The organism is Pantoea sp. FN0302 (assembly GCF_050113775.1).
Classification (GTDB): Bacteria; Pseudomonadota; Gammaproteobacteria; order Enterobacterales; family Enterobacteriaceae; genus Mixta; species Mixta alhagi.
In genome coordinates, this window is record NZ_JBNJSM010000001.1 from 1,038,043 (window position 1) to 1,062,216 (window position 24,174).

Annotated in this window: 18 protein-coding genes and 1 pseudogene; 7 read left to right on the forward strand and 12 right to left on the reverse strand. The window is 54.4% G+C overall.

Annotated features, from left to right (window positions below):
• Positions 1-209: 209 nt before the first annotated feature.
• Positions 210-4,112, forward strand: a complete 3,903-nt coding sequence (hrpA, locus tag ACQE32_RS04820) for an ATP-dependent RNA helicase HrpA (protein ID WP_427021409.1) — start codon at positions 210-212, stop codon at positions 4,110-4,112.
• 18 nt (positions 4,113-4,130) lie between these two features.
• Here the strand turns inward: hrpA and ACQE32_RS04825 are convergent, their stop codons facing one another.
• The 5 genes and pseudogenes from ACQE32_RS04825 to rstA form a co-directional block, all read right to left on the reverse strand.
• Positions 4,131-4,946, reverse strand: coding sequence for a trypsin-like serine peptidase (locus ACQE32_RS04825; RefSeq protein ID WP_426972495.1), 816 nt, complete (start codon positions 4,944-4,946; stop codon positions 4,131-4,133).
• A gap of 353 nt (positions 4,947-5,299) precedes the next feature.
• A pseudogene (gene asr, locus ACQE32_RS04830) lies at positions 5,300-5,578 on the reverse strand (acid resistance repetitive basic protein Asr); the annotation flags it as partial.
• Positions 5,579-5,745: 167 nt separating this feature from the next.
• Positions 5,746-7,236, reverse strand: a complete 1,491-nt coding sequence (locus ACQE32_RS04835) for a carboxypeptidase M32 (protein WP_426972496.1) — start codon at positions 7,234-7,236, stop codon at positions 5,746-5,748.
• A 14-nt stretch (positions 7,237-7,250) separates the two neighbouring features.
• Positions 7,251-8,558, reverse strand: a complete 1,308-nt coding sequence (gene rstB / locus ACQE32_RS04840; protein ID WP_426972498.1) for a two-component system sensor histidine kinase RstB — start codon at positions 8,556-8,558, stop codon at positions 7,251-7,253.
• A complete protein-coding gene (gene rstA, locus ACQE32_RS04845; RefSeq protein WP_426981732.1) occupies positions 8,558-9,280 on the reverse strand; it encodes a two-component system response regulator RstA in 723 nt (240 codons plus the stop codon). The genes rstB and rstA overlap by 1 nt, the downstream gene beginning before the upstream one ends.
• 177 nt (positions 9,281-9,457) lie before the next feature.
• Between rstA and ACQE32_RS04850 the strand changes: the two genes are divergently transcribed.
• Positions 9,458-9,871, forward strand: coding sequence for a hypothetical protein (locus tag ACQE32_RS04850; protein WP_426972500.1), 414 nt, complete (start codon positions 9,458-9,460; stop codon positions 9,869-9,871).
• Here the strand turns inward: ACQE32_RS04850 and ACQE32_RS04855 are convergent, their stop codons facing one another.
• Both ACQE32_RS04855 and ydgH read right to left on the reverse strand, forming a co-directional pair.
• Positions 9,872-11,263 (reverse strand): basic amino acid/polyamine antiporter, encoded by a 1,392-nt coding sequence (locus ACQE32_RS04855; protein WP_426972502.1) that lies wholly within the window; start codon positions 11,261-11,263, stop codon positions 9,872-9,874. It abuts the gene before it with no gap.
• A gap of 211 nt (positions 11,264-11,474) precedes the next feature.
• Positions 11,475-12,428: a DUF1471 family protein YdgH gene (gene ydgH, locus ACQE32_RS04860; protein WP_427021410.1), complete on the reverse strand. Its 954-nt coding sequence runs from the start codon at positions 12,426-12,428 to the stop codon at positions 11,475-11,477.
• A gap of 513 nt (positions 12,429-12,941) precedes the next feature.
• On the opposite strand from ydgH, the gene pntA reads away from it, so the two are divergent.
• Together pntA and pntB are read left to right on the forward strand one after the other, a co-directional pair.
• Positions 12,942-14,471, forward strand: a complete 1,530-nt coding sequence (gene pntA / locus ACQE32_RS04865) for a Re/Si-specific NAD(P)(+) transhydrogenase subunit alpha (protein ID WP_426972505.1) — start codon at positions 12,942-12,944, stop codon at positions 14,469-14,471.
• Positions 14,472-14,482: 11 nt separating this feature from the next.
• Entirely contained in the window at positions 14,483-15,874 is a 1,392-nt protein-coding gene (gene pntB / locus ACQE32_RS04870) for a Re/Si-specific NAD(P)(+) transhydrogenase subunit beta (RefSeq protein WP_427021411.1), read from the forward strand.
• Between the two features lie 127 nt (positions 15,875-16,001).
• On the opposite strand, the gene ACQE32_RS04875 is transcribed toward pntB, so the two are convergent.
• The 4 genes from ACQE32_RS04875 to ACQE32_RS04890 form a co-directional block, all read right to left on the reverse strand.
• Positions 16,002-16,592 carry a hypothetical protein gene (locus ACQE32_RS04875; RefSeq protein WP_427021412.1) on the reverse strand — a complete coding sequence of 197 codons (591 nt, stop codon included), beginning with the start codon at positions 16,590-16,592 and terminating at the stop codon, positions 16,002-16,004.
• On the reverse strand, positions 16,592-16,936 hold the full coding sequence (locus ACQE32_RS04880; RefSeq protein WP_426972511.1) for a hypothetical protein: 345 nt from the start codon (positions 16,934-16,936) through the stop codon (positions 16,592-16,594). The genes ACQE32_RS04875 and ACQE32_RS04880 overlap by 1 nt, the downstream gene beginning before the upstream one ends.
• 281 nt (positions 16,937-17,217) lie before the next feature.
• The gene (uspE, locus tag ACQE32_RS04885) at positions 17,218-18,168 is read right to left on the reverse strand and encodes a universal stress protein UspE (RefSeq protein WP_426981729.1); all 951 of its coding nucleotides are present in this window, start codon (positions 18,166-18,168) and stop codon (positions 17,218-17,220) included.
• Between the two features lie 118 nt (positions 18,169-18,286).
• Positions 18,287-19,039, reverse strand: coding sequence for an FNR family transcription factor (locus tag ACQE32_RS04890; RefSeq protein ID WP_085071672.1), 753 nt, complete (start codon positions 19,037-19,039; stop codon positions 18,287-18,289).
• Between the two features lie 396 nt (positions 19,040-19,435).
• Between ACQE32_RS04890 and smrA the strand changes: the two genes are divergently transcribed.
• Complete coding sequence (gene smrA, locus ACQE32_RS04895; RefSeq protein WP_426972513.1) at positions 19,436-19,999, forward strand: DNA endonuclease SmrA; 564 nt, start codon at positions 19,436-19,438, stop codon at positions 19,997-19,999.
• 63 nt (positions 20,000-20,062) lie between these two features.
• Here smrA and ACQE32_RS04900 read toward each other — a convergent pair whose 3' ends face one another.
• Positions 20,063-20,986: a LysR substrate-binding domain-containing protein gene (locus tag ACQE32_RS04900; RefSeq protein WP_426972514.1), complete on the reverse strand. Its 924-nt coding sequence runs from the start codon at positions 20,984-20,986 to the stop codon at positions 20,063-20,065.
• Between the two features lie 318 nt (positions 20,987-21,304).
• Between ACQE32_RS04900 and ACQE32_RS04905 the strand changes: the two genes are divergently transcribed.
• Both ACQE32_RS04905 and hglS read left to right on the forward strand, forming a co-directional pair.
• Entirely contained in the window at positions 21,305-22,615 is a 1,311-nt protein-coding gene (locus ACQE32_RS04905) for an MFS transporter (protein WP_426981812.1), read from the forward strand.
• A gap of 141 nt (positions 22,616-22,756) precedes the next feature.
• A complete protein-coding gene (hglS, locus tag ACQE32_RS04910) occupies positions 22,757-24,094 on the forward strand; it encodes a 2-oxoadipate dioxygenase/decarboxylase HglS (RefSeq protein WP_427021413.1) in 1,338 nt (445 codons plus the stop codon).
• The last annotated feature ends 80 nt before the right edge of the window (positions 24,095-24,174 follow it).

The window sequence follows — 24,174 nt, forward strand, 5'->3', positions numbered from 1 at the left end:
TTTACACTGTAGGGAGTTTAACTCAGCAGTGAAAGCGCAATATTTCGAGTCCTATATTCAAAATTCCTGAACAAGTCCAGAGGCAATCTTTGTCAACACGCGGCCTGTGTTACCATACGCCGCAATAAATGAACGCAATGTCGGCCCGTGCCGACCACGCGGCGGCCATAACAGCAATCAGAAGCCGTTGTGTTAATAAGGTAATAACTATGTCTGTCGAATCAAACACATCGCCGCTGGCCCCTTTTTGGGCGCGGCTGGATAAGGTGACGCTGCGGGATCGCCAGCGCCTGCAACGTCGCCTGCACGGTGCTAAAAAGGTAAAAAACCCAACGGCCTGGCAGAGTATCGCCGAGGAGCTGGAGAAAGAGTTTGCGCTGGCTGAACAGCGTTTGCAGCAGCGCCAGACGGCGACACCCGTTATTCGCTTTCCGGAAAATCTGCCGGTTAGCCAGAAACAGCAGGAGATTGCTGACGCCATTCGCGATCATCAGGTGATTATCGTGGCGGGTGAAACCGGCTCCGGTAAAACCACCCAGCTGCCGAAAATTTGTCTGACGCTGGGGCGCGGCGTCAAAGGATTGATCGGCCATACGCAGCCGCGTCGTCTGGCGGCGCGCACGGTAGCCAACCGTATTGCCGATGAGCTGGAAACCTCACTGGGCGGCTGCGTCGGCTATAAAGTGCGCTTTAACGATCAGGTCAGCGACAATACGCAGATCAAACTCATGACGGACGGTATTTTGCTGGCGGAAATTCAGCAGGACCGGCTGTTAATGCAGTACGACACCATCATTATCGATGAAGCGCATGAACGTAGCCTGAATATCGATTTTCTGCTGGGCTATCTGCGTGAGCTGTTGCCGCGCCGTCCCGATCTAAAAGTGATTATTACCTCGGCGACTATCGATCCGCAGCGCTTTTCACGCCATTTCAATAATGCGCCGGTGGTAGAAGTTTCCGGGCGCACCTATCCGGTCGAGGTGCGCTATCGTCCGGTGGTTAACGATGTGGATGACAGCGATCGCGATCAGCTGCAGGCAATTTTTGATGCGGTCGATGAGCTGGCACAGGAGAGCAGCGGAGATATCCTGATCTTTATGAGCGGCGAGCGTGAAATCCGTGATACCGCCGATGCGCTAAGCAAGCGCGACCTGCCGCATACGGAAATCCTGCCGCTTTACGCCCGCCTGTCCAACGCCGAGCAGAACCGGGTGTTTCAGTCACACAGCGGACGTCGCATCGTGCTGGCCACCAACGTCGCGGAAACCTCGCTTACGGTGCCCGGCATTAAATATGTTATCGATCCCGGCACCGCACGTATCAGCCGCTACAGCTACCGTACCAAAGTGCAACGTCTGCCGATCGAGCCGGTGTCGCAGGCATCGGCTAATCAGCGTAAAGGACGCTGTGGCCGCGTCTCTGAAGGGATCTGTATCCGTCTCTATTCCGAGGAGGACTTTTTAAGCCGCCCGGAATTTACCGACCCGGAAATCCTGCGTACCAACCTGGCATCGGTTATTTTGCAGATGACCGCGCTGGGGCTGGGCGATATCAGCGCCTTCCCGTTTGTTGAAGCGCCCGATAAGCGCAATATTCAGGATGGCGTGCGCCTGCTGGAAGAGCTGGGCGCGATTACCGAAGAGGAGAATGGCCGCTATCGCCTGACGCCGTCGGGCCGCCAGCTGGCGCAGTTGCCGGTGGATCCGCGTCTGGCGCGGATGGTGCTGGAAGCGCAGAAATATGGCTGCGTGCGCGAAGTGATGATTATCGTCGCGGCGCTCTCAATTCAGGATCCGCGTGAGCGACCGGTAGAAAAGCAGCAGGCCGCTGATGAGAAACATCGCCGCTTCGCCGATAAAGAATCTGACTTTATCGCCTTCGTTAACCTGTGGAACTATCTCCAGGAGCAGCAGAAAGCGCTGTCCGGCAACGCTTTTCGTCGCCAGTGTAAAACAGACTATCTCAACTATCTGCGCGTGCGCGAATGGCAAGATATTTATACCCAGCTGCGCCAGGTTGTACGTGAACTGGGCATGCCGGTAAACAGCGAACCGGCACCGTACCGTGAAATTCATACCGCGCTGCTGACCGGTTTGCTGTCGCATATCGGCATGAAGGATGCTGAGAAACAGGAGTTCAGCGGCGCGCGTAACGCTCGTTTCTCCATCTTCCCCGGCTCGTCGCTGTTTAAAAAGCCGCCAAAATGGACCATGGTCGCGGAGCTGGTGGAAACCAGCCGACTCTGGGGACGTATTGCCGCGCGGCTCGATCCCGAATGGATCGAGCCGATTGCCCAGCATCTGCTGAAACGCAGCTACAGCGAACCGCACTGGGAGAAAGCGCAGGGCGCGGTGATGGCGATGGAGAAAGTGACGCTGTACGGCCTGCCGATCGTGAACGCGCGCAAGGTCAACTATGGCAAAATCGATCCGCAGCTGTCGCGTGAATTGTTTATTCGTCATGCGCTGGTAGAGGGCGACTGGCAAACGCGCCACGCCTTCTTTAAGGCCAACCAGAAGCTGCGCAGCGAAGTAGAAGATCTGGAGCATAAATCGCGCCGCCGCGACATTCTGGTGGACGATGAAACGCTGTTTGCCTTTTATGACAGCCGCGTGGCGCATGAAGTGGTTTCCGCTCGTCACTTTGACAGCTGGTGGAAAAAGGCCAGTCAGCAAACGCCCGATCTGCTCAGCTTCGATAAAGAGATGTTGATTAAGCAGGGCGCGGATAAGGTCAGCAAACTGGATTATCCCAATTTCTGGCAACAGGGGAATCTCAAGCTACGCCTGAGCTATCAGTTTGAGCCCGGCGCTGATGCCGATGGCGTAACCGTACATATTCCGCTGCCGCTGTTAAATCAGGTCGAAGAGAGCGGCTTTGAATGGCAAATTCCCGGTCTGCGCCGCGAGCTGATTGTGGCGCTGATTAAATCGCTGCCGAAGCCGGTTCGACGTAATTTCGTGCCTGCGCCCAACTACGCCGAGGCATTCCTGGGGCGCGTGACCAGTACTGAAATGCCGTTAATGGATGCGCTGGAGCGGGAGTTCCGCCGCATGACCGGCGTGACTATTGACCGCGACGCCTGGCAATGGGATCAGGTACCCGATCACCTGAAAATCACCTTCCGCGTGCTGGATGAGCATAACCGCAAGCTGAAAGAGGGCAAAGATCTGACAGCGCTGAAGACGGCGCTGAAAAGCAAGGTGCAGGAGACGCTGTCGAAAGTGGCCGACGATGGGCTGGAGCAGAGCAACCTGCATATCTGGAGCTTTGGCGATCTGCCCAGCCAGTTTGAGCAGAAGCGCGGCAGCTACAGCGTGAAGGCCTGGCCGGCGCTGGTGGATGAAAAAGATAGCGTGGCGATTCGTCTGTTTGACAGTCAGCATGAGCAGCAAAAAATGATGTGGCGTGGTCAGCGCCGTCTGCTGCTGTTGAATATTCCTTCGCCAATCAAATATCTGCATGAAAAGCTGCCAAACAAAGCCAAGCTGGGGCTTTACTTTAATCCCTACGGCAAGGTGCTGGAGCTGATTGATGACTGCATTACCTGCGGCATTGATAAACTAATGGCGGAAAATGGCGGGCCGGTCTGGAAACATGAAGAGTATCAACAGCTGCATGAGAAGGTACGTGCCGGGCTGAACGACACGGTGGTGGAGATCGCCAAACTGGTCGAGCAGATCCTGACCGCGGTATTTAATATCAACAAACGGCTGAAAGGGCGCGTGGATATGACCATGGCGCTGGGGCTGTCAGATATTAAAGCGCAGATGAGCGGCCTGGTTTACCGTGGTTTTGTGACCCAGAACGGCTGGAAACGTCTGCCCGATACGCTGCGTTACCTGCGGGCGATTGAGCGGCGGCTGGAGAAACTGCCGGTTGATCCGCACAGCGATCGGGCGCGTATGTTGAAAGTGGAGCAGGTGCAGCAGGCCTGGCAGAGTTGGCTGAATAAGCTGCCGCCTGCCCGTCGCGATGATGAGGATGTGCAGGAAATCCGCTGGATGATCGAAGAGCTACGTGTCAGCTATTTCGCTCAGCAGCTTGGCACGCCTTATCCTGTCTCTGATAAACGCATCCTGCAGGCAATGGAGCAGATTGCCGCCTGATGCAGCCTGGCCGCTGGGTTATTCAGCGGCCAGCGCTTCCAGCTCGTCATGAAACGCGGTCACGGCTATCGCCCGGTTATCGGCGCGGTAGCGATCTGCTGCCGCCGGTGCCGAGCTTTGTACTGCAATAAGCCGCCAGCCTTCGGCCGTTTGCAGCAGTAAAGGCGATCCGCTGTCGCCAGGCAGGGTATCGCACTGATGTGACAGTACCGAACGCTGCGCCCAGCCAGTAATCAAACAGTCGCTGTGTGACCAGAGCGCATCAAGATGATCTTCCGGGTAACCCGCCTGAGTGACTTTCCGGCCAGTGGTTTTTAACGCGGCGGTCAGATCGCTGCGCGAGCCGCTAAACAGTGGCACTGGCGTAATACCGGAAGGCGGGTTGCGCAGCACAATCAGACCATAGTCATACGGAGCTGCTGCCGCAGGCACAATCCAGCCATCGCCATCCGCCTTGAGTTTTTCCCCCAGACCTGGATCTACGCGTCCTTCGATATCATGGATCTCATAGCGCCAGCCGTTATCGCTGGCAATAAAGCGCAGCGCAACTGGCTTATCAAGCTTGCCCGGTGGCGTAACCAGGCAGTGCCCGGCGGTCAGTGCCAGATGTGTTGAAATAAGCGTTGCGCTGCAGAGGTTACCGCTGGCGGTTTCCAGTTGCCCAATTGCTTCCCAGGGCACGCTGGCGGGATGCGCAATGGGCTGACGATCGTCATGACCAAAGAACAGGGTCTTGAGCTCTTCAGGACCTGGGGCATCATCGCTCTCATCATCCGCATGAGAAAAGCAGGAAAAACAGAGTAAACCCACTACTAACACAGCCGTTATGCGCATATCTCACTCAAACAAGGGGAGAATTATAAGAAGAAAAGGGTTAACACGCGTCATGCGTAACTATAGACGGTGAGAAGCAAAAAAGGGAGTTTAATTCGGAATATCAGTACGCTACGTGCATCAAACGTAGAAGCAGGCCGCAATGACACCGCAGAGGATCATGACGAAGAGAATAATTTCGAAACGATAGCGACGTACCACTTCTGCTACTCCAGGATAAAACACCCGGCAAACCGGGTGTCTGAGATGGATAACCAGGCAGCTGCGCCTCAGGCGATTTTAAGCGTCGCCGCTTATCACGCCCGGTAACCCGGGCGTCGTCAGGCGGTCATCGCGAGGAGCTTTGATGCTTATTTTGCGGCAGGATTAACAACTTTTTTATGATGCTTTTTCGCCGCCTGCGCTTTCTGCGCTACCGGCTTAGCGGCATGTTTGTGATGCTTTTTCGCGGCCTGCGCTTTTTGCGCGGCGGCTTTCTTATGTTTGTGATGGACCACTTTGTGTGAGGCTTTCGCCGGAGCAGCAGTGGTCGTAGTCGCGGTGGCAGCCGGAGCGGCGGCAGTATCCGCTGCGAAAGCCACGGAAGAGATACCCATAGCAGCGGCTACAACCAGAGCAAATAATTTTTTCATTGCAAAACCCTCTATTTCTTTATCATTAGCCCACTGCGGGGCCGGTGAAGAGACTATAGAGAAACGCGGTTGGGCTTTCCGTGAGTGATTGGTATCGGCGTGTAACCGAATGTACAGCGCGGAAGAAGTGTGGCCTGCCTGTCAGCAGGCCAGTTAACGGCAGAAGGCTATGCAGAAGCCAGATAGCGCTGTTCCAGATGGCGACGGAAATGCAGCGGGTTGAGATCTTCACCGCTCGCCTGAGTGATCAACTGGGCGGTAGGGAAGCGGCTGCCGTGCTGCCAGATATTCTGCGAAAGCCAGTTAAAAATCGGCTGCAGTTCACCGGCAGCGATCTGCGCTTCCAGCTGCGGCAGCGCGCGCTTCAGCGCCTGGAACAGCTGTGCCGCATACATTGCGCCCAGCGTATAGGTTGGGAAATAGCCGAATGCGCCGTCGGTCCAGTGAATATCCTGCATACAGCCATCACGGTAGTTGCCTTTGGTATCCAGACCCAGATAGCGCTGCATCTTCTCATCCCACAGCGCCGGAATGTCGTCCACCTCAATATCACCGGCGATCAGGGCGCGTTCGATTTCATAACGCAGGATAACATGCAGCGGATAGCTGACTTCATCGGCATCAACGCGAATAAAACCGCGCTTCACGCGCTGGTTAAGTCGCACAAAATTAGCGGGCGTCAAAGCGGGCTGTTCGCCCATCTGCGCTATAACCTGCGGCAGTATGTGCTGCAGAAACGGTGCGCTGCGCGCCAGTTGCATTTCAAAGAACAGACTTTGCGACTCATGAACCGCAGTGGATCGTGCCAGCGCTACCGGCTGACCACGCCAGGTTTTCGGCAGATTTTGCTCATAGCGCGCGTGTCCGGTTTCATGGATCACGCCCATCATGGCGCTGACGAATTCGTTTTCGTTATAGCGCGTAGTGATGCGCACATCATCCGGTACGCCACCGCAGAAAGGATGCGCGCTGACGTCCAGGCGACCGGCATTAAAATCGAATCCAAGCAGTTTCATCAACTGCAAACCCAACTGACGCTGCGCCTCAATTGGAAAAGGGCCGACGGGCGTATCAACCGGCTCGGCAGCCTGTTTTTCCACTACGCGCGCGAGCAGGTCCGGCAGCCACTGGATAAGATCGCCAAAGGTTACGTCAAGCTGAGCGCTGGTCATACCCGGCTCATAAAGGTCCAGCAGTGCGTCATAGCGTGAACAGCCCGCCGCCTGAGCGCGAATTTCTGCCTCTTCGCGACTCAGGCGCACCACCTCTTTCAGATTGGCGGCGAAACCCTGCCAGTCATTCGCGGGCCGCTGTTGCCGCCAGGCATGTTCACAGCGTGAACCCGCCAGCGATTTTGCTTCCACCAGCGCAGCGGGAAGCAGCGCCGCCTGCTGCCAGGCACGTTGCATCTCCAGCAGGTTGGCCTGCTCCACATCATTCAACGATTCTTGTTGCGCCGCCTCCAGCAGGGTTTTAACCCGGCTGTCGGTGAGCAACTGGTGCTGCAACACGCTTAGCTCGGCCAGCGCTTCACCGCGCGCCAGGCTACCCGCGGGCGGCATCATGGTTTGCATATCCCAGCCGGCAATGGCGGAAAGATGTCCAAAGCGCGACAGGCGCTGAAAGGTTTGGGTAAGTTGTTGATAAGCAGATGTCACGCAAATCTCCTTGCTCAGTTAAGGCGGCTCGCCGTATCTCGCAAGGGTAAATCAACCGGCCAGCAAAAGCGAACGCTGGCACCGCCCAGCGGGCTGCTGTCGATGGTAACGTGACCGTCAAGCGCCAGCGCCACGGACTGCACAATCGCCAAACCCAGACCGCAACCGCCAGTGGCCCGGTCACGGCTGGGATCGAGCCGGACAAACGGCTCAAGAACGCGCTGCCGCTCCTCTGCCGGGATCCCCGGACCATCGTCTTCCACCTGTAAACAGGCCAGATTGCCGTCGAACCACAGACCAACCCGCAATCGCTGCTGTGTATAGCGCAGCGCATTATTGACCAGGTTATCCAGCACGCGCTCCATGAGTCGCGTATCGGAGACGCCAAAATTGTCGCGCTGCGGCAGATCCAGGGCGATGTCATAGTCAGGGTGAACAGAGCGAATGTCAGCAATACGCTCGTTGAGCCAGCTGGCAAGATCGACCGGCTGAAGAAACAGATCTACCTGCGGGCGATCGAGGCGCGCGTAGGTTAATAGCTCTTCGATCAGGGACTCCAGCTGTCCAATGTCGCGCTTAAGCGCGGTGGATTCTGTCGCGCTAAGGTTATCACTCATCTCCAGTCGGTAGCGCAGCCGCACCAGCGGCGTACGCAGCTCGTGGGCAATGTTATCAATCAGCTGTTTTTTACTGGCCACCAGCGTATTGATATTGTCCGCCATCTGGTTAAAAGCCACTCCCAGGCGTAGCAGGCTCGAGGCGTTATCAAAATGGATACGTTCATCAAGATGGCCCTTACCGAAGCGCTGCGCCGCCGACTCCAGCTTCAGCATATCCTTCCAGTAGGGACGCATCCAGATAAACACCGGTAGCGCCAGCGACATACCGATAAAGGCCAGGAGCGCAATATCCAGCAGCCGCATCTCATGCAGAAAGAACAGATAGGGGATGGGCCCGACCGCCAGCACATAATGGCTGCGGGGAATATGCTGTAAAAAAGTGTACTCGTCATCCAGCGCGACAATCTCTCCGGCGCGCAGGCGGCGCATGTTGCCAGCATCAAGCTGATATTTGGTGATCGGCTCGATATGCAGCTTAAAGGAGAGGTTAAGGTCGAGATTATTGATGGTTTTGTTCCAGTCGCGCGGCGGAATTTCCCGTAGCTCGCTGCGCATCAAATAGAGCGAGCTTTTCATAAGGTCATCCATCGACTGCCGCCCGGCGCGTTCAGCGGTAAACTTATAGACCAGCCCCACCAGCATGGTCATCACCAGGAAACAGACAAACAGCAGCAGATAAAACTGAATAAAAAGTTTTCTCATTACGCGTGGATATCCCAGGCATGGGGCGCGAACAGATAACCTTTGTTACGAATGGTTTTAATGCGATAAGGTTCAGTTGCGCTGTCCTGAAGCTTTTTCCGCAGGCGCGAAATAGCCACATCGATACTGCGATCCATGCCGTCATAGCTAACGCCACGCAGCGTTTTCAGCAGGGCGTCGCGGTTCAGGATTTGTCCGGCATGGATAGCCAGCTCCCAGAGCAGATCGTAATCGGCAGTGGAAAGCGCGATAACCTCATCGCCCAGCGTAACCTGGCGATTAAGAGGATCGATGGTGAGCGAGCCAAAGCGCAGCGCTTTTTGGCTGTTAACCACCGGGGCAAACTCATCATGCTGTGCCACGCTCGCCTGCCGTAAATGCAGCCGCAGACGCGCCAGCAGCACCGCTGGCGGCGTGGTTTTCAGGATATAGTCATTCGCGCCCATCTCCAGCGACAGAATATGATTCATATCGCTGTCCAGCGAGGTCAATAGCACAATCGGACCAGGCCAGCTGGCGCGCAAATCACGGCACAATGTCATGCCGTCTTTGCCGGGTAACATAATGTCCAGCATCACCAGATCAGGCTGTTCGCGGGCGATAACCTCTTCAGCGCGATCGCCACGGCTTTCAATAATCACCTCAAGGCCGTGACGGATTAGCCAGGCGGCGATCAGCTCACCTACCTCGGGATCATCTTCTACGAAAACTATTTTATTCATGATACGGGAATTCAGGCTGCGGATCACAGCAGCATAACCTTTTCAGTTAATAACAACTATCAACGTCACTTAAATGACGTAAGATGTCTATTACAAGCCGGGGAAACTATGCCATTATATCTGCAGGGTTGTTAATGTAGGTTGTAACCCTTTTTTCTGGCCAGGAGGAGAGTGAGGGTGTCAGATAAACTGCTGGCGTCTGCGGGGCTAAGCGACCGCATCTGCTTCAATTATACCGATTTTCTTGCTGCATCCTGTAAAAAGCGCTGGAGCTTTGTTGATGCAATTTATGGCGTAATGCCTATTTTCGGCATGGTGACGCGTAATCCGGCGGATTCGCAACGGCCGCCTTCCGAGCGCTTAAAAGAATTAGCGCTGCAAATCATTTCGACCCAGGTAAGCGATGAAATCAACATCGCCCGGCTGATCACCTTAGCCGAACAGCAGCATATCGCGCAGTTTGATATATTATTGCCTTATCCGCTCTCCAGCGAACAGCTTGACGCTATTCATCAGGAATATCGCAAGCCATTGTCGCTGTCGCAGCAGGAGGAGCGGCTGACCATTCAGTTTCCAGCCGCTCCACATTAGTTACTTTATTAACATCCATGTCGCCGGAAAGGCGCCCACCACCAGCAGAGCGATCGCGACACGTTCAACCACGCTCAGCGCACTGAATGCCCGACCGCCACGGCGGGCAAACAGAAACAGCAGCATACCCGGTGCGTAGAGAACCACCGACAGCAGCAGATGCAGCGGGCCGGAGGCATAAAGCAGCCACAGGCCATATATGCAGGCGCCCAGCGCCACCGCCGTCATCCATGCCTCGCCTTTGTTCCACACCAGCTTCAGCAAATACGCGCCTACCAGAAAATAGGGCACCAGCACCATTTCCGACGCGATGGTCAGCAGCGTGTTGTAATCAGAATTGGTTAACCAGATTAAGATCAGGCAAACCTGCACGCTGCCGTTGGTTAACCACAGCGAGGCAGAAGGGGCGTTATGACGGTTTTGTCTGCTCAGACTACGCGGAAACGCACCCTGCTGCGCCGCGATTAAAGGCACTTCGGCAGCCATAATCGTCCAGCTCAGATAGGCGCCGCATACGGAAACCACCAGCCCCAGCGCGATAACTGCATTACCCCATGAGCCAATCAGTTTGGTCATCAATCCGGCCATAGAAGGATTGCGCATCTCCGCCAGCTCAGCGCGTGGCACAATACCCAGCGAGAGCAGGGTAACCAGCAGATAAACGGTAAGGGCCGCCAGTACCGCCAGCAGCGTGGCTTTGCCGACGTCGCGCTTATTGCGCGCCCGGGCTGAAACCACCACCGCACCCTCTACGCCGATAAATACCCACAACGTAATCAGCATGGTTTGCTTGACCTGCTCCCAAACCGGCTGCCCCAGCTCAACGCCGGTAAAATCGAAGCGGAACCGATCAAGGTTAAAAGCGATTATCGCCAGCACCACGAACAGGCCGAGCGGCACCAGTTTGCCCAACGTGGCGAGCATATTAATACTGGCCGCCGTCTGCACGCCGCGTAAAACCAGCCAGTGTACCAGCCACAGCAGCAGCGAAGCGCCGAGCATCGCCTGCCAGGTATTGCCATCGCCAAAAATCACATGCCCCGGGGAGTCGGTAAAAAAGCTCAGCGCAGAGAAAACGATAACCAGGTAGGAAACATTGGCGATCACGGCGCACAGCCAGTAACCCCAGGCGGAGCTAAAGCCGACCAGTTCGCCGAATCCATCGCGGGCATAGGTAAAGATTCCGCCGTCCAGCTCCGGCTTCAGGCGCGTCAACAGCAACAGCGCCAGCGAAAGAAACAGAATACCCGCGCCGGTAATGGCCCAACCGATAAGAAGCGCGGCGGGGCTGGCTACCGCAGCCATATTTTGCGGCAGGCTAAAAACCCCTGCGCCCAGCATGGAGCTGAGTACCAGCGCGGTCAGCGCGCTAAGGCCTAATTTTTTGTCCAAGAAACCGTCCTGAAACAGAATAAATAACCAGGGAACCGCGTAGCGGTTGACTTTTAATCAGGCAGAAAGAGATGAAATCCCTCTTTTCCGCTGAAATAAGGCGGGGATTTTACGGAGTGCGAAGGCGTCACGCAATGCGTGTCTATGCAAAAAGCGCTACAGATTATTCAGAATATGACGGAGCGGCAGAAGCGCCGCTCCGGGAAGAAGGTTATTTAAACAGATCGGCAGTAACGGTCAGGTTGCCGCCGCTCTGGTTCTGCCACTGACGCGTCACGTGATAGAACTTGGCGCCTTTCTCTGCAGCACGCTTGGCGACCGCTTCAGAGATCTCCGTTGGCGTACCGAAGTGGCCAGTAAAGGTAACAGTATCAAACGGCTGCATCTGCGCAGCAGTAATCGCATTCACTTCCTGAATCTCTGTGCCGTTCGGCAGGCGCACAGTATAACGCTCACCAGAAGAGCTCTGGGTTTCGAAGAAACGACCAACTTTGTTGCTTGGCGTTTCTGACGAGGCTACGCCGGGCAGCTCTACCTGTTTCGCCGCAGCGCCACCAGCGGCCAGCGCCGCTTTACCCGCTTCCGAGTTACGTGGAATAGCATTCGGGCTTTGCACCTGACGTTTTGGCGCATCGGCTTTATAGACATACGCGGTGACATACTGGTTGCCGCCGCTGTTGGCGTCAATCTGACGTACAATAAAGAAAGAGGCGGCGCCTTTTTCTTTAGCTGCTTTGCCAATCGCTTCATTCACTTCCGGCTGGCTATGATAGAAGCCGCTGACGGAAACGGTATCGAAAGGCTCCAGCGTATTAGCTTCCGTTTTAGGCAGCTCTTTTACGCCGCTAAAGTAACGATAGTCTGGTGTTTTGTCTGCGGCAGGGGCATCGGCGTGATAGAGATCGGCCGTAACGCGCCAGTTGCCGCCGTTGCCCGTTGCGTCGTTAATTCCCTGAATATAAAAGGCTGCTGCGCCCTTGCTATCCGCACGTCGGGAGACCGCCTCGCTGGCATCACCAATAGAATTAAAACGACCGCTAATATTAATTCGTTCGAATGGTTTCAACGCGGCCGCTTTTTCTGGTGAAAGCTCCTGCGCCGCCTGGGCGGTCAGCGCCATTGATGACAGCAGAGCAGTCAACAGAAGAGTGTTCTTCAGCTTCATAAAAATAATCCTTCGCCTTACGCAAAAATTGAGTACGAAAACGTGCTGGACTCTTGATGTGTAACAGATTAGCTGGAGATTATTGCATGTAATAATGGTCGCTGTCTCAGGCAATTTATGCCATTCAGGCTTTGAGATTTCATCACTAAAAAGTGCGCCTGCAATGAACGCAATTTGCCCGGGATTAGGGCGCCGTTATCGATTTAAGCGGTTAATCATACAACTTATTTAGTTAATTAGTTGTTAAATAAGAATAATGTGGCGGTCGATGTGCTTTTTTATTGCCTCTTCTGCAGCAGATTATGGCTTATGACGCGCAGGTAACATGGCAAATATAGTGGATGAGCGCAGCGGCAAGGGATTTTTGCATGAAAACTTTTAACGCAGCCTGTAGCGGGTAGATTACGCGACATATATTCAGTAGGTTATAAACACTTTGATACAAAGTCCGGGACGCAAAACGGCGCTGTCGTTGCGTTTCCATATCATCACTAACCGATGAAAGGGAAAACTATGTTAATTGGAGTACCCAAAGAGCGGTTGCCAAATGAAGCCCGCGTGGCTGCAACGCCGAAAACGGTGGAACAGCTATTGAAGCTGGGTTTTAGCGTGGCAATTGAACAGCAGGCAGGCATTGCGGCAAGCTTTGCCGATAGCGCTTATCAGCAGGCAGGTGCCACGCTGGTGGATCGCCAGCAGGCTTTGCAGGCCGATATTGTGCTGAAAGTTAACGCACCTGATGACGAAGAGATCGCTCTGCTGCGTGAGGGCAGCACCCTGATAAGCTTTATCTGGCCCGCGCAGAATCCGCAGCTGATGGAAAAGCTGGCCGCGCGCAACATCAACGTGATGGCGATGGATGCGGTGCCGCGAATTTCCCGTGCGCAATCTTTGGATGCGCTGAGTTCCATGGCGAATATCGCCGGTTACCGTGCAGTGGTGGAAGCGGCGCATGAGTTTGGGCGCTTCTTTACCGGCCAGATCACTGCCGCAGGAAAGGTGCCTCCAGCCAAAGTTATGGTCATCGGCGCAGGCGTAGCGGGACTGGCCGCTATTGGTGCCGCTCGTAGCCTGGGCGCTATTGTACGTGCTTTTGATACCCGTCCTGAAGTCAAAGAGCAGGTCAAAAGCATGGGGGCCGAATTCCTTGAGCTTGATTTCAAAGAGGAAGCGGGCAGCGGCGACGGCTATGCCAAAGTGATGTCAGAGGCCTTTATTGAGGCGGAAATGGCGCTGTTCGCCGCCCAGGCCAAAGAGGTGGATATCATTATCACCACGGCGCTTATTCCTGGTAAACCCGCACCGCGCCTGATTACTCGCGATATGGTTGCCGCCATGAAGCCCGGCAGCGTGGTGGTGGATCTGGCGGCGCAAACCGGCGGTAACTGTGAACTCACCGTTGCGGACAGCATTACCACCACCGCCAACGGCGTAAAAATCATTGGCTATACCGATTTGCCCAGCCGTCTGCCCACCCAGTCTTCCCAGCTCTACAGCACTAACCTGGTCAATCTATTAAAGCTTCTGTGCAAAGAGAAAAACGGCGAAATCGACATTAACTTTGACGATGTGGTGATCCGTGGCGTAACCACGGTGCGCGCTGGCGAAGTGACCTGGCCTGCGCCGCCAATTCAGGTTTCTGCCGCCCCGAAAGCGCCACAACCCGCAGCCGAGCCGCAGGCGGTGCCGACAACACCCGCCTCGCCGTGGCGTAAATATCTGCTGCTGGCGCTGGCGATTGTGCTGTTCGCCTGTCTTGCTAACGTGGCTCCGGCGGCTTTCCTTTCACACTTTACCGTTTTTGCGCTCTCGTGTGTGGTGGGATATTACGTGGTGTGGAATGTCAGCCACTCGCTGCATACCCCTTTAATGTCAGTAACCAACGCCATTTCCGGGATTATCGTTGTGGGTGCGCTGTTGCAAATGGGGCACGGCGGCTGGGTCACTTTCCTGTCCTTTATTGCCGTTTTGATTGCCAGCATCAACATCTTTGGCGGTTTTACCGTAACTCAGCGCATGCTGAAAATGTTTCGTAAAAATTAAGGGGTAACAACATGTCTGGCGGATTAGTTACTGCAGCATATATTGTTGCCGCAATCCTGTTTATTTGTAGCCTGGCGGGGCTTTCGAAGCATGAAACCTCGAAACAGGGGAACATTTTTGGCATGGCGGGCATGGGCATCGCGCTCTTTGCCACTATCTTTGGCCCGGATACCGGCAATATCGCCTGGATTTTATTGGCGATGGTTATCGGGGGCGCTATCGGTATTCATCTGGCGAAAAAGGTCGAAATGACCGAAATGCCGGAGCTGGTGGCGATCCTGCACAGCTTCGTTGGTCTGGCGGCGGTGCTGGTAGGGTTGAACAGCTATATCGATCACGGTCCCGGCCTGGAGCCGGTGATGGAAAATATTCACCTGACGGAGATTTTCCTCGGCATCTTTATCGGCGCGGTGACCTTTACCGGTTCGCTGGTGGCGTTTGGCAAGCTGCGCGGAAAGATTTCGTCGCGCCCGCTGATGCTGCCGCATCGTCACAAGCTTAATCTGCTGGCGCTGGTGGTTTCTTTCCTGCTGCTGTGGATATTTGTTCGCACCGACAGCGTTGGGCTGCAAATCTTTGCGCTGTTAATCATGACGGTAATTGCGCTGGCCTTTGGCTGGCACCTGGTCGCCTCGATCGGCGGCGCAGATATGCCGGTGGTGGTTTCGATGCTGAACTCCTATTCCGGCTGGGCGGCAGCGGCGGCAGGTTTTATGCTGAGCAACGATTTGCTGATTGTCACCGGCGCGCTGGTGGGCTCTTCGGGCGCTATCCTCTCCTACATTATGTGTAAGGCGATGAACCGTTCGTTTATCAGCGTCATCGCCGGCGGCTTCGGCACCGACAGTAGCGCGGCGTCAGGTGAGGGCGAAGAAAGCGGCGAGTATCGTGAGATCAGCGCGCAGGATACGGCTGAGCTGTTGAAAAACTCTTCCACGGTGATCATTACGCCGGGCTATGGCATGGCGGTAGCGCAGGCGCAGTATCCGGTAGCGGAGATCACGGAGAAACTGCGTGCGCGCGGTATCAATGTGCGGTTTGGTATTCATCCTGTTGCTGGTCGTCTGCCGGGGCATATGAACGTTCTGCTGGCAGAAGCAAAAGTGCCGTATGACGTGGTACTGGAGATGGACGAAATCAATGATGACTTCGCAAATACCGATACGGTGCTGGTGATTGGCGCGAACGATACCGTGAACCCGGCTGCACAGGAAGATCCCCGCAGTCCGATTGCCGGTATGCCAGTGCTGGAAGTCTGGAAAGCGCAAAACGTAGTGGTGTTTAAGCGCTCAATGAACACCGGCTACGCGGGCGTACAGAATCCGCTGTTCTTTAAAGAGAATACGCAGATGCTGTTTGGCGATGCCAAAGTCAGCGTAGAAGCGATCCTTAAAGCGCTGTAAGGCAATCAAAAAAGCCGCTGTTGACGTCACGCCAACAGCGGCTTTTGTTTGCGAGTCCCGAACTTGCACAGAGAACATTTTCTCTCACAGTATATCGACGCTGGAGGCTCGGCTAATTAACTCAACATCAATTTCTTGCCAGCCGCATAGCACGTGCCAGCGCAGCGATACGTTGAGTCCGGCAAAAAAGAACAAATGCAATAAATGCTCTGCTGTTAAACAAATAGCGGCATCCGAACCATAAACACAGCGCAATTACCATCAGCAGGCAATGCTGCATATCGCCAGTAACCAGAGCACAGAAGAGTAACAGTAACGATACCAGGGCAAGGCTATGATAAACGCCGCTATACCAGAGCAAGCCTGCTGTTTTCCCACGCGCGATAAGGTAGGTCACGGTGAGATTACTCAATATAAACAGTATTGAGGGAGCGAAAAATAACAGCGCGTGCAGGGGAGAAGGTAACGATGGCACCATTGCCAACATAGTTAACATATCCAGCGCAAAAACCAATAAAAACAGCAGCAGCGCCAAAGCTAAAGGAAAGCCATTCTGTTTTGGCATCTCATGGCTGGACTTAGCGAACCAGCGTTCCATATCAATGGTGGAGTGCCGTAGCAGGCTATCATCTTTACGCGAGATCGTTATGTCCACTTCACGACCATGCTGCAGCAAATCGCTGAAATATCGGCCCGAGAGAAAGTGTGTCAACTGCATTACAGCACCGCCAGCGACTGAATGGTGCCATTAATATAGAATGATGATGAGGAAACCGCCGCGGTCAGGGATTTGCCAACGCTATGAGTGGTACTTTTCTCAGGCATTTTGGTTACAATAACATGCGTTATTATCCCACTTTGTCCATTAGGGTGACGTTTACCAGGACGCACCAGATAACGTTGCTCGCCTTCCGCATAAATAATGCCTGCAAGGCTGAAATCGCGGGTGCAATCCATAGCGGCGCCCAAAGCAGCAAAATCGAAATCAGAGATGCCTTTGTGAGTTAAACGGGTAAAGCTATAGTCAGGGAGGGTACTTTTTGCGAATCCTGGCAGCGCCATTTTGCTTTCCTTTTTGCAACGTTTATAAGCAGCAATAACATTTACCCTGGCCTCTTTTATCTGTGTGAAAAGGCCAGTAGCTGAAGCGAGCTGATAAAAGCTATTAATTTATATTAATACTTTACCCTCTCTGTACAGCGACAGTAAACATTTCTGAGACTAATGACTGGACCTGATCATTACTCGCGATCCTGATTCGCCAGCTTCCCCTAAAAAGTAAAAGCCGCTGTTGGCATTGGGCCAACAGCGGCTTTTGTTTGCGCTGTAATTACCGGCGCGCTTTAATCATCCTCGTCATCATCCAGCTCAAACGGCGAGGTAAAATTGTCTGGTTTAATCACCAGCAAATCGCAACGTAAATGATCGATAACCTGTTCAGCGGTGTTACCTAAAAATGCCGCCGACAGCCCGGTACGCCCAATAGTGCCTAACACCACAACGCCGGCGTTAAGGTGATCTGCCAAATCGGGAATCACTTCCTCCGGCAAACCTTTAGCTACGTGAGTAAACTTTTCATCAATAGAGAACTTTTGCCGTAGCGCTTTCATTGCCACCAGATGCTGGCCGCGAATGGCATCGTTATAGACGCTGGGATCAAAATCAGGCAGTTCGATGGCAATATTGATTGGCGTAACCGGGTAGGCACCTACCAGATGCACCTCAGTATGGTTAACCATAGCGGCCAGTTCTGTGGTTTCACGAATCAGCTTTTGATTAAGACCGTCATGATGAGGTTCTTCACTGGCGAGGTTAACGGCAACCACCGCCTTACCCTGTTCTGGCCAGGGCTGATCTTTCACCATCCAGACCGGGCAGGGACATTTGCGTAACAAATGCCAGTCGGTAGGGGTAAAAATCACTGACTCCAGCCGATCGTGCTGGTGGGCCATTTTCAACACCAGATCATGCTGGCCGGTGAGGACTTCCTCAATAATCGCTTCAAAAGGACGATTATGCCACACAACTTTGATATCGATATTTACGCCCGCTTCGAGATAAGCGTGTGCCTGCTCGCGAATCCATTCTGTCCGCTGGCTAATCACCCCCTGACGCATGGTGACGCGTTCATCGGGTGAAAGAAGGGTGGTCATCTCGTAGGAAAAATCATAGATGGGCAAAAAAGCCTTAATTTTTCCGCCGATACGCTGGTTGAGATAAACAGCCCGCCGCAATGCAGGCTGATCGTCCTGTTCAGGATCTATCGCCACCAGAATATTTTGATACTTAACCATAACGGCTTCTCCAAACACCAGAGCGTGTCAGCTAAAGATAGCCCATTAGCGGGTCAGGCAAAAGAGGAAAAGTTGTAGCCGGATCAATAAAATAACAATTAGTGATCCGGCTAACTTATCAGGCAGCGCCGCGACTTTGACCAGCCAGCTCGGCCAGCATTGGATGGTCTTCGATGGTGATATATTTGCCTTTCACCGCCAGCATACCGCTTTTCTGGAAGCGACCCAGCAGACGACTGATGGTTTCTACCGTCAGGCCCAGATAGTTACCAATATCGCCACGCGTCATGGTAAGACGGAACTCGCGCTGTGAGAAGCCACGCTGGCCAAAACGGCGCGCCAGATTCCAGATAAAGGCAGCCAGACGCTCTTCGGCATTTTTCTTGGACAGCAGCAGGATCATATCCTGATCGCCTTTGATCTCGCCGCTCATCAGACGCATCATCTGCTGGCGCAGGGCAGGCATTTTGCCGGAGAGGTCATCCAGCGTTTCAAAAGGAATTTCGCAGACCATTGAGGTTTCCAGCGCCTGAGCAAAGCTGGGGTGATGCCCGGAGCCGATAGCATCGAAGCCCACCAGGTCGCCCGCCAGGTGAAAACCGGTGATTTGTTCATCGCCCTGTTCGGTAATGGTGTAGCTTTTAATGGTTCCGGAGCGAATAGCATATAACGAACGCAGTTCATCACCGGCCTTGAACAATGCCTGGCCTTTTTGAATCGGCTTTTTACGTTCGATAATATTGTCCAGCTGGTCCAGTTCGTGCTCATTCAGCGTGAAGGGAATACACAGTTGACTGATGCTACAGTCCTGGCAATGAATTGCGCATCCACCAGACTGGATGCGACGAATGCTTCGTTTTTCCGGGATCATGATACATCCTCGACAATAATTGACTGAGGTCAATTTTAACATTCTTCATGAGCGAAATGGAATGCATAAGCGCACATTTAACCGCATAAAAAGCAGGGACGTTATCGATTAATATCCTGAATGTAATAATAAGGGTAAATTTCAGGCGTTATTTTGTTAATTGATGAGGGAAAACAACTTTTTTAATGTTGCCGAACAGAAACCTGTTGTTAACACTTAACTAACCTGTCAAAAAATAATCGGCAGGAAGGTTAATAAATCAACACTGGTTAACGCGCTGCTCAAGCGCAGCTTTGGCTTTTGGCAACGCCTCGCCAATCGGTTAAACTTGCCGGGACGCACGGTCATTTCCTTCTTCGTGCATTGCCACGACATATCAGGCGTGAGGTAAGCCCCATGAACCTTGACGATAGAGATCTGTTTCGTGACGCCATGGAAGATGTCACTCCGCTGAAAGATTGCGCTAATATACACTGGCTAAAAGCGCCGACGCCAAAAGCGCCGCGTCAGCCGGTTAATGAGGAAGTAGAGAACTTCCTTACCCGAGGCTACCTCGATATTGTTCCGCTGAACGAGCCACTGGAATATAAAGCCGAAGGCATCCAGCAGGGCGTGCTTGATAAGCTGCGTTTGGGTAAATACAAGCCCGACGCCAGCCTTAATCTGTTGCGTCAACCCGTAGAGTCCTGCCGACAGGCGCTCTTTGCCTTTATCATGGAAGCGCGAAAGGATAACCTGCGCAATCTGTTGATTGTGCACGGCAAAGGCAGGCAGGATGAATCTCACGCTAATATTGTGCGCAGCTATCTGGCGCGCTGGCTGCGGCAGTTTGACGATGTGCAGGCGTACTGTATCGCCCAGCCACAGCATGGCGGCAGCGGCGCAATATATGTTGGGATGCGTAAAACAGAACAGGCGCGGCTGGATAACCGCGAACGGCACGCAAAACGCAGCCGATAACCTCTGCGGCTGGCGTTGACCAGATGTTAATACCTTTGTCCGCCTGCACTCATGCTGCCGCTGTTATCCTGAATGACATTTACGAATGGTCGCCAGCAGGATCTCGGCGCTAAGAGAGAGCGGGTTGCCGGAACGGGTGATAATGCCTACCGGCTCGCCGGGTCCGTGCGAGGCGACAGGCAATGCCACCAGCGAACTGTGTGATAAATCTTCTTTTATCGCGCCCGACGGCACAAACCATACATAGTCATAACGCAGTGCAAGCTGGCGCGCCAGCGAGGTAGAAGAGGTTTCCACACAGCTGGCGGGCAGCTGGCAGCCCTGTTCATCCATCATGGCCTGAGCAATACGACGCGGCGCGGTGCCTTCCGGTGAAATCACCACCGGCCACTGTAGCGCCCGGGAAAGCGTGACGTTGTCACTTAAAAGCGGGTGTTCGGGCCTGACCACCAGCCGTAAGGACTCCAGAAACAGCAGTTCATAAGAGAGCCCGGCCATCATATCGGCATCCGCCATGCGGCCAATGCCGATATCAAACTCACCCGCTTTCAATCCCGCCAGCAGCACATTGTTGTGCAGTGTAGCAACCTGCACCGTGGCCTGCGGCTGCTGCTGATGAAAACGGTCGAGAATTTGCGGCAGCATGCCCATCGCTGCTGTAGTCAGCGCCCCAAGGCGGATCACCACCGGTCTGTCGCTGACGGGATTAGCGAAGGACTGTCCGGCATGGTTAAGCGCATCAAGGACCTTGATGGCGTGCGTTAAAAACTGTTCGCCGATGGTAGTAAGCTGCGCGCCAAGCCGCCCGCGTTCAAACAGGCGTACTCCGGTCAGCTCTTCCAGTTCGTTAAGGGTTTTAGAAAGCGCGGGCTGGCTCAGGCTGAGCGTTTCCGCCGCGCGGCCCAGCGTACCTTGCTGTGCAACCGCCACGAACGTATGTAAATGACGCAGACGAATGCGCTGATTAAACAGATAGTTTTTGTCCATAGAGAAAGAGTAGAGAGACCTGCAGAATGAACGCAAGCAATAAGCTGTAATTCTGTTAACTTTATTGCAAATTATATTTAACATTATCGTGCTTTGTTCAGAAAAACGTCTGCTTTTAATGCCCCGAAGGTAATCTTTTCGCACGCCACCATAACTTTTCTGCATGGTTAACCGCAGCGGCCACGGGCAAAACAAGCTGGTTGAGAAAATTTCAGGCAGGCGCAAAGTCATAGCCGCAGAGCGCAGCGTTTCGCTATGATAAGGCGTTTTATTTTGCGCGGGCGCTTTATCCGTTAACCAGCCACAGGGAGTAGAGTTCTGGACAGCACACAGGCCATTGATGTTCGTCAACAAATTAACCAGCACGCCTTAAGTGCATTTCAGCGACGGATTATTGCCCTCTGTTTTATTATCGTTGCGCTGGATGGAATGGACATTGCATTGATGGGCTTTATTGCGCCCGCTTTGCGCAGCGCCTGGCACATTTCCAGTCACCAGCTCGGTATGGCGATCGGTGCCGCCCTGGTTGGACTGGCGCTGGGCGCGATGTTTGCCGGTCCGCTGGCCGATCGTTACGGACGACGCTGGATCATTATCTGCAGCGTTTTCTTTTTTGGCCTCTGGACGCTGGCGACGGCGCTGGCGCAAAACATCGAGCAGATGATGTTATTCCGTCTGCTGACCGGATTAGGGCTGGGGGCTGCGATGCCCAACGTGGGCACGCTGGTATCTGAGTATGCGCCTGAGCGACAGCGGGCATTTTTAATTACCGTTGTGTTTTGCGGTTTCACTTTCGGCGCGGCCAGCGGCGGTTTTGCCGCCTCCTGGCTTATCCCGGCTTTCGGCTGGCAAGCGGTACTGCTGCTGGGAGGGATTTTACCCCTGTTGCTGCTGCCGCTGCTGCTGCGTTACCTGCCTGAATCGGTACGTTTCCTGCTGGCGCATCAGGCACCGCACTGGCGCATCCGCGCAATCGTCGAAAAGATGTGGCCGGGCAGTACCACGCCATACAGCACTTTCCTGTATCCCGCACGGGTTCCGGGAGCGGGCAGTATCCGTACTGTGCTTTCCGGGCAATACCGTTTCGGTAGCCTGATGCTGTGGGGCGGCTACTTTATGGGCCTGTTTCTGGTTTACCTGATTGGTAGCTGGATGCCTGCGCTAATAGGCGATCTGGGTTTAAGCGTGACCGCCGCCGCGCTGATTACCGCAATGTATCAGGCAGGAGGCACCGTGGGATCGCTGTTCGCTGGCTGGTTAATGGATCGGGTTAACGCCAACCTGGCGCTGGCGGCTATCTATTTTGGTGGCGCGCTGACAACGATTTTACTGGGTTGCGTACCCGCCCAGCCGCTGTTAATGGCGGGGATCGCTTTTTGCTGCGGCTTCTGTTTCAACGGCGCTAATACCGGGATGAATGCGTTGGCCGCCAGCTACTATCCCACGGCGGCGCGCGCTACCGGCTCCAGCTGGATGCACGGTATCGGGCGCATCGGCGCTATCCTGAGCGCCTTCGCCGGCGCACAAATGTTGGCGCTGGGCTGGTCGTTTAGCCAAATTTTCATGCTGCTGGCGTTGCCTGCGGTGTTTACTACGCTGATGCTGCTGGCGAAACAGCGCTGGGGCTAATGCGGCCACGCTTGTAAAGAGGGCGTGACAGCCAGCGTTGCGCCGCTTTCACCGTCGCGATCACAAATTTAACAACTTTTTTCCGCCCCTTTTTTGCTTGCTCTACAGTGGCAACAGAGAAACGCAAAATAAGGCGGAGTTATGCAAAAGTTTGTTAGCGCGTATGCGCTGCGGGAACGTTTTTCTCAGGCGATGTCCGCCATGTATCAGCAGGAGGTTCCGCAGTATGGCACCTTATTAACGCTGGTGGCGGAGGTCAATCAGCAGGTACTGGCGCAGGACAGCGCTCTGGCGGAGCGGCTTACCGCGGCGGATGAGCTGTCGCGTTTGAGCGTGGAGCGTCACGGCGCGATTCGGGTCGGCAGTGCGCAAGAGTTGAATACGCTGCGCCAGCTGTTTGCCATTATGGGCATGCATCCGGTGGGTTATTACGATCTGGCTCCGGCGGGCGTGCCGGTTCACTCAACGGCCTTTCGTCCGGTAGACGCGGACGCGCTGCGTCGCAACCCGTTTCGGCTGTTCACCTCTTTGCTGCGGCTGGAGCTGATTGAGGACGCGGCGTTACGGCAAAAGGCGCAGTCGATACTGGCGGCCCGTGAGATTTTTACGCCGCGCTGCCTGGCGTTGATAGAGCAGCATCAGCAGCAGGGCGGTTTCGATGAGCAGACAGCCGCTGAGTTTGTGCGCGAGGCGCTTGAAACCTTCCGCTGGCATCGACAAACCACCGTTGACCGTGCGACTTATTACGCGCTGCATCAGCAGCACCGTCTGATAGCCGACGTGGTCAGTTTTCCGGGATGTCATATCAATCACCTTACGCCGCGCACGCTGGATATCGATCGGGCTCAGGCCTTGATGCCAGAGCGGGGGATAGTACCCAAGGCGATCATTGAAGGGCCGCCGCGCCGCCAGGTACCCATTTTATTGCGCCAGACCAGTTTCAAAGCGCTGGAAGAGCCGGTAACGTTTTGTGATGGCGGCGAGGGCAGCCACACGGCGCGCTTTGGTGAGATCGAACAGCGTGGCGTGGCGCTGACGCCCGCAGGACGGCAGCGTTACGATAGCCTGTTGTCGCAGGCGGGCAGCGGCAGCGATAACCAGCAGCATCAGCAGCATCTTGCCGACATCTTTCAGGATTTTCCCGATAACGAACGGCTGTTGCGTCAGCAACAACTCGCCTGGTTTGAGTACAGGCTAACGGAAAAGGGCCGACAGCAGGGATTTCCGCCCGATGCGGATAAAGAAGCGCTGATTGACCAGGGGCTGCTGGTGGCCGATCCGCAGATTTACGAAGATTTCTTACCCGTCAGCGCCGCCGGTATCTTCCAGTCCAATCTGGGCGAACAGGCGCAGGAATCTTTTTCAGCCGCCGCCAGCCGCGCCAGTTTTGAAGAGGCGTTAGGCGGTGCCGTTATCGATGAGATGACGCTGTATGAGGCGCGACAGACAGCAAGCCTGCAACGCTGCGGATTAAGCTGAATCGCTAATATTTCGTGCAGGCGGGCATTGATAGCCAGCGCGAACAGTATCACGATCCTTATCATTCAGGCGTATTCAGC

Bases quoted from the DNA above. Each gene is read 5' to 3' on its own strand.
- ACQE32_RS04880 (WP_426972511.1), bottom strand. From the start codon at position 16,936: ATGGCGCTGCCAGGATTCGCAAAAAGTACCCTCCCTGACTATAGCTTT.
- pntB (WP_427021411.1), top strand. From the start codon at position 14,483: ATGTCTGGCGGATTAGTTACTGCAGCATATATTGTTGCCGCAATCCTG.
- rstB (WP_426972498.1), bottom strand. From the start codon at position 8,558: ATGAGAAAACTTTTTATTCAGTTTTATCTGCTGCTGTTTGTCTGTTTC.
- hglS (WP_427021413.1), top strand. From the start codon at position 22,757: ATGCAAAAGTTTGTTAGCGCGTATGCGCTGCGGGAACGTTTTTCTCAG.
- smrA (WP_426972513.1), top strand. From the start codon at position 19,436: ATGAACCTTGACGATAGAGATCTGTTTCGTGACGCCATGGAAGATGTC.
- uspE (WP_426981729.1), bottom strand. From the start codon at position 18,168: ATGGTTAAGTATCAAAATATTCTGGTGGCGATAGATCCTGAACAGGAC.
- ACQE32_RS04825 (WP_426972495.1), bottom strand. From the start codon at position 4,946: ATGCGCATAACGGCTGTGTTAGTAGTGGGTTTACTCTGTTTTTCCTGC.
- ydgH (WP_427021410.1), bottom strand. From the start codon at position 12,428: ATGAAGCTGAAGAACACTCTTCTGTTGACTGCTCTGCTGTCATCAATG.
- ACQE32_RS04875 (WP_427021412.1), bottom strand. From the start codon at position 16,592: ATGCAGTTGACACACTTTCTCTCGGGCCGATATTTCAGCGATTTGCTG.
- ACQE32_RS04900 (WP_426972514.1), bottom strand. From the start codon at position 20,986: ATGGACAAAAACTATCTGTTTAATCAGCGCATTCGTCTGCGTCATTTA.
- pntA (WP_426972505.1), top strand. From the start codon at position 12,942: ATGTTAATTGGAGTACCCAAAGAGCGGTTGCCAAATGAAGCCCGCGTG.
- ACQE32_RS04890 (WP_085071672.1), bottom strand. From the start codon at position 19,039: ATGATCCCGGAAAAACGAAGCATTCGTCGCATCCAGTCTGGTGGATGC.
- hrpA (WP_427021409.1), top strand. From the start codon at position 210: ATGTCTGTCGAATCAAACACATCGCCGCTGGCCCCTTTTTGGGCGCGG.
- rstA (WP_426981732.1), bottom strand. From the start codon at position 9,280: ATGAATAAAATAGTTTTCGTAGAAGATGATCCCGAGGTAGGTGAGCTG.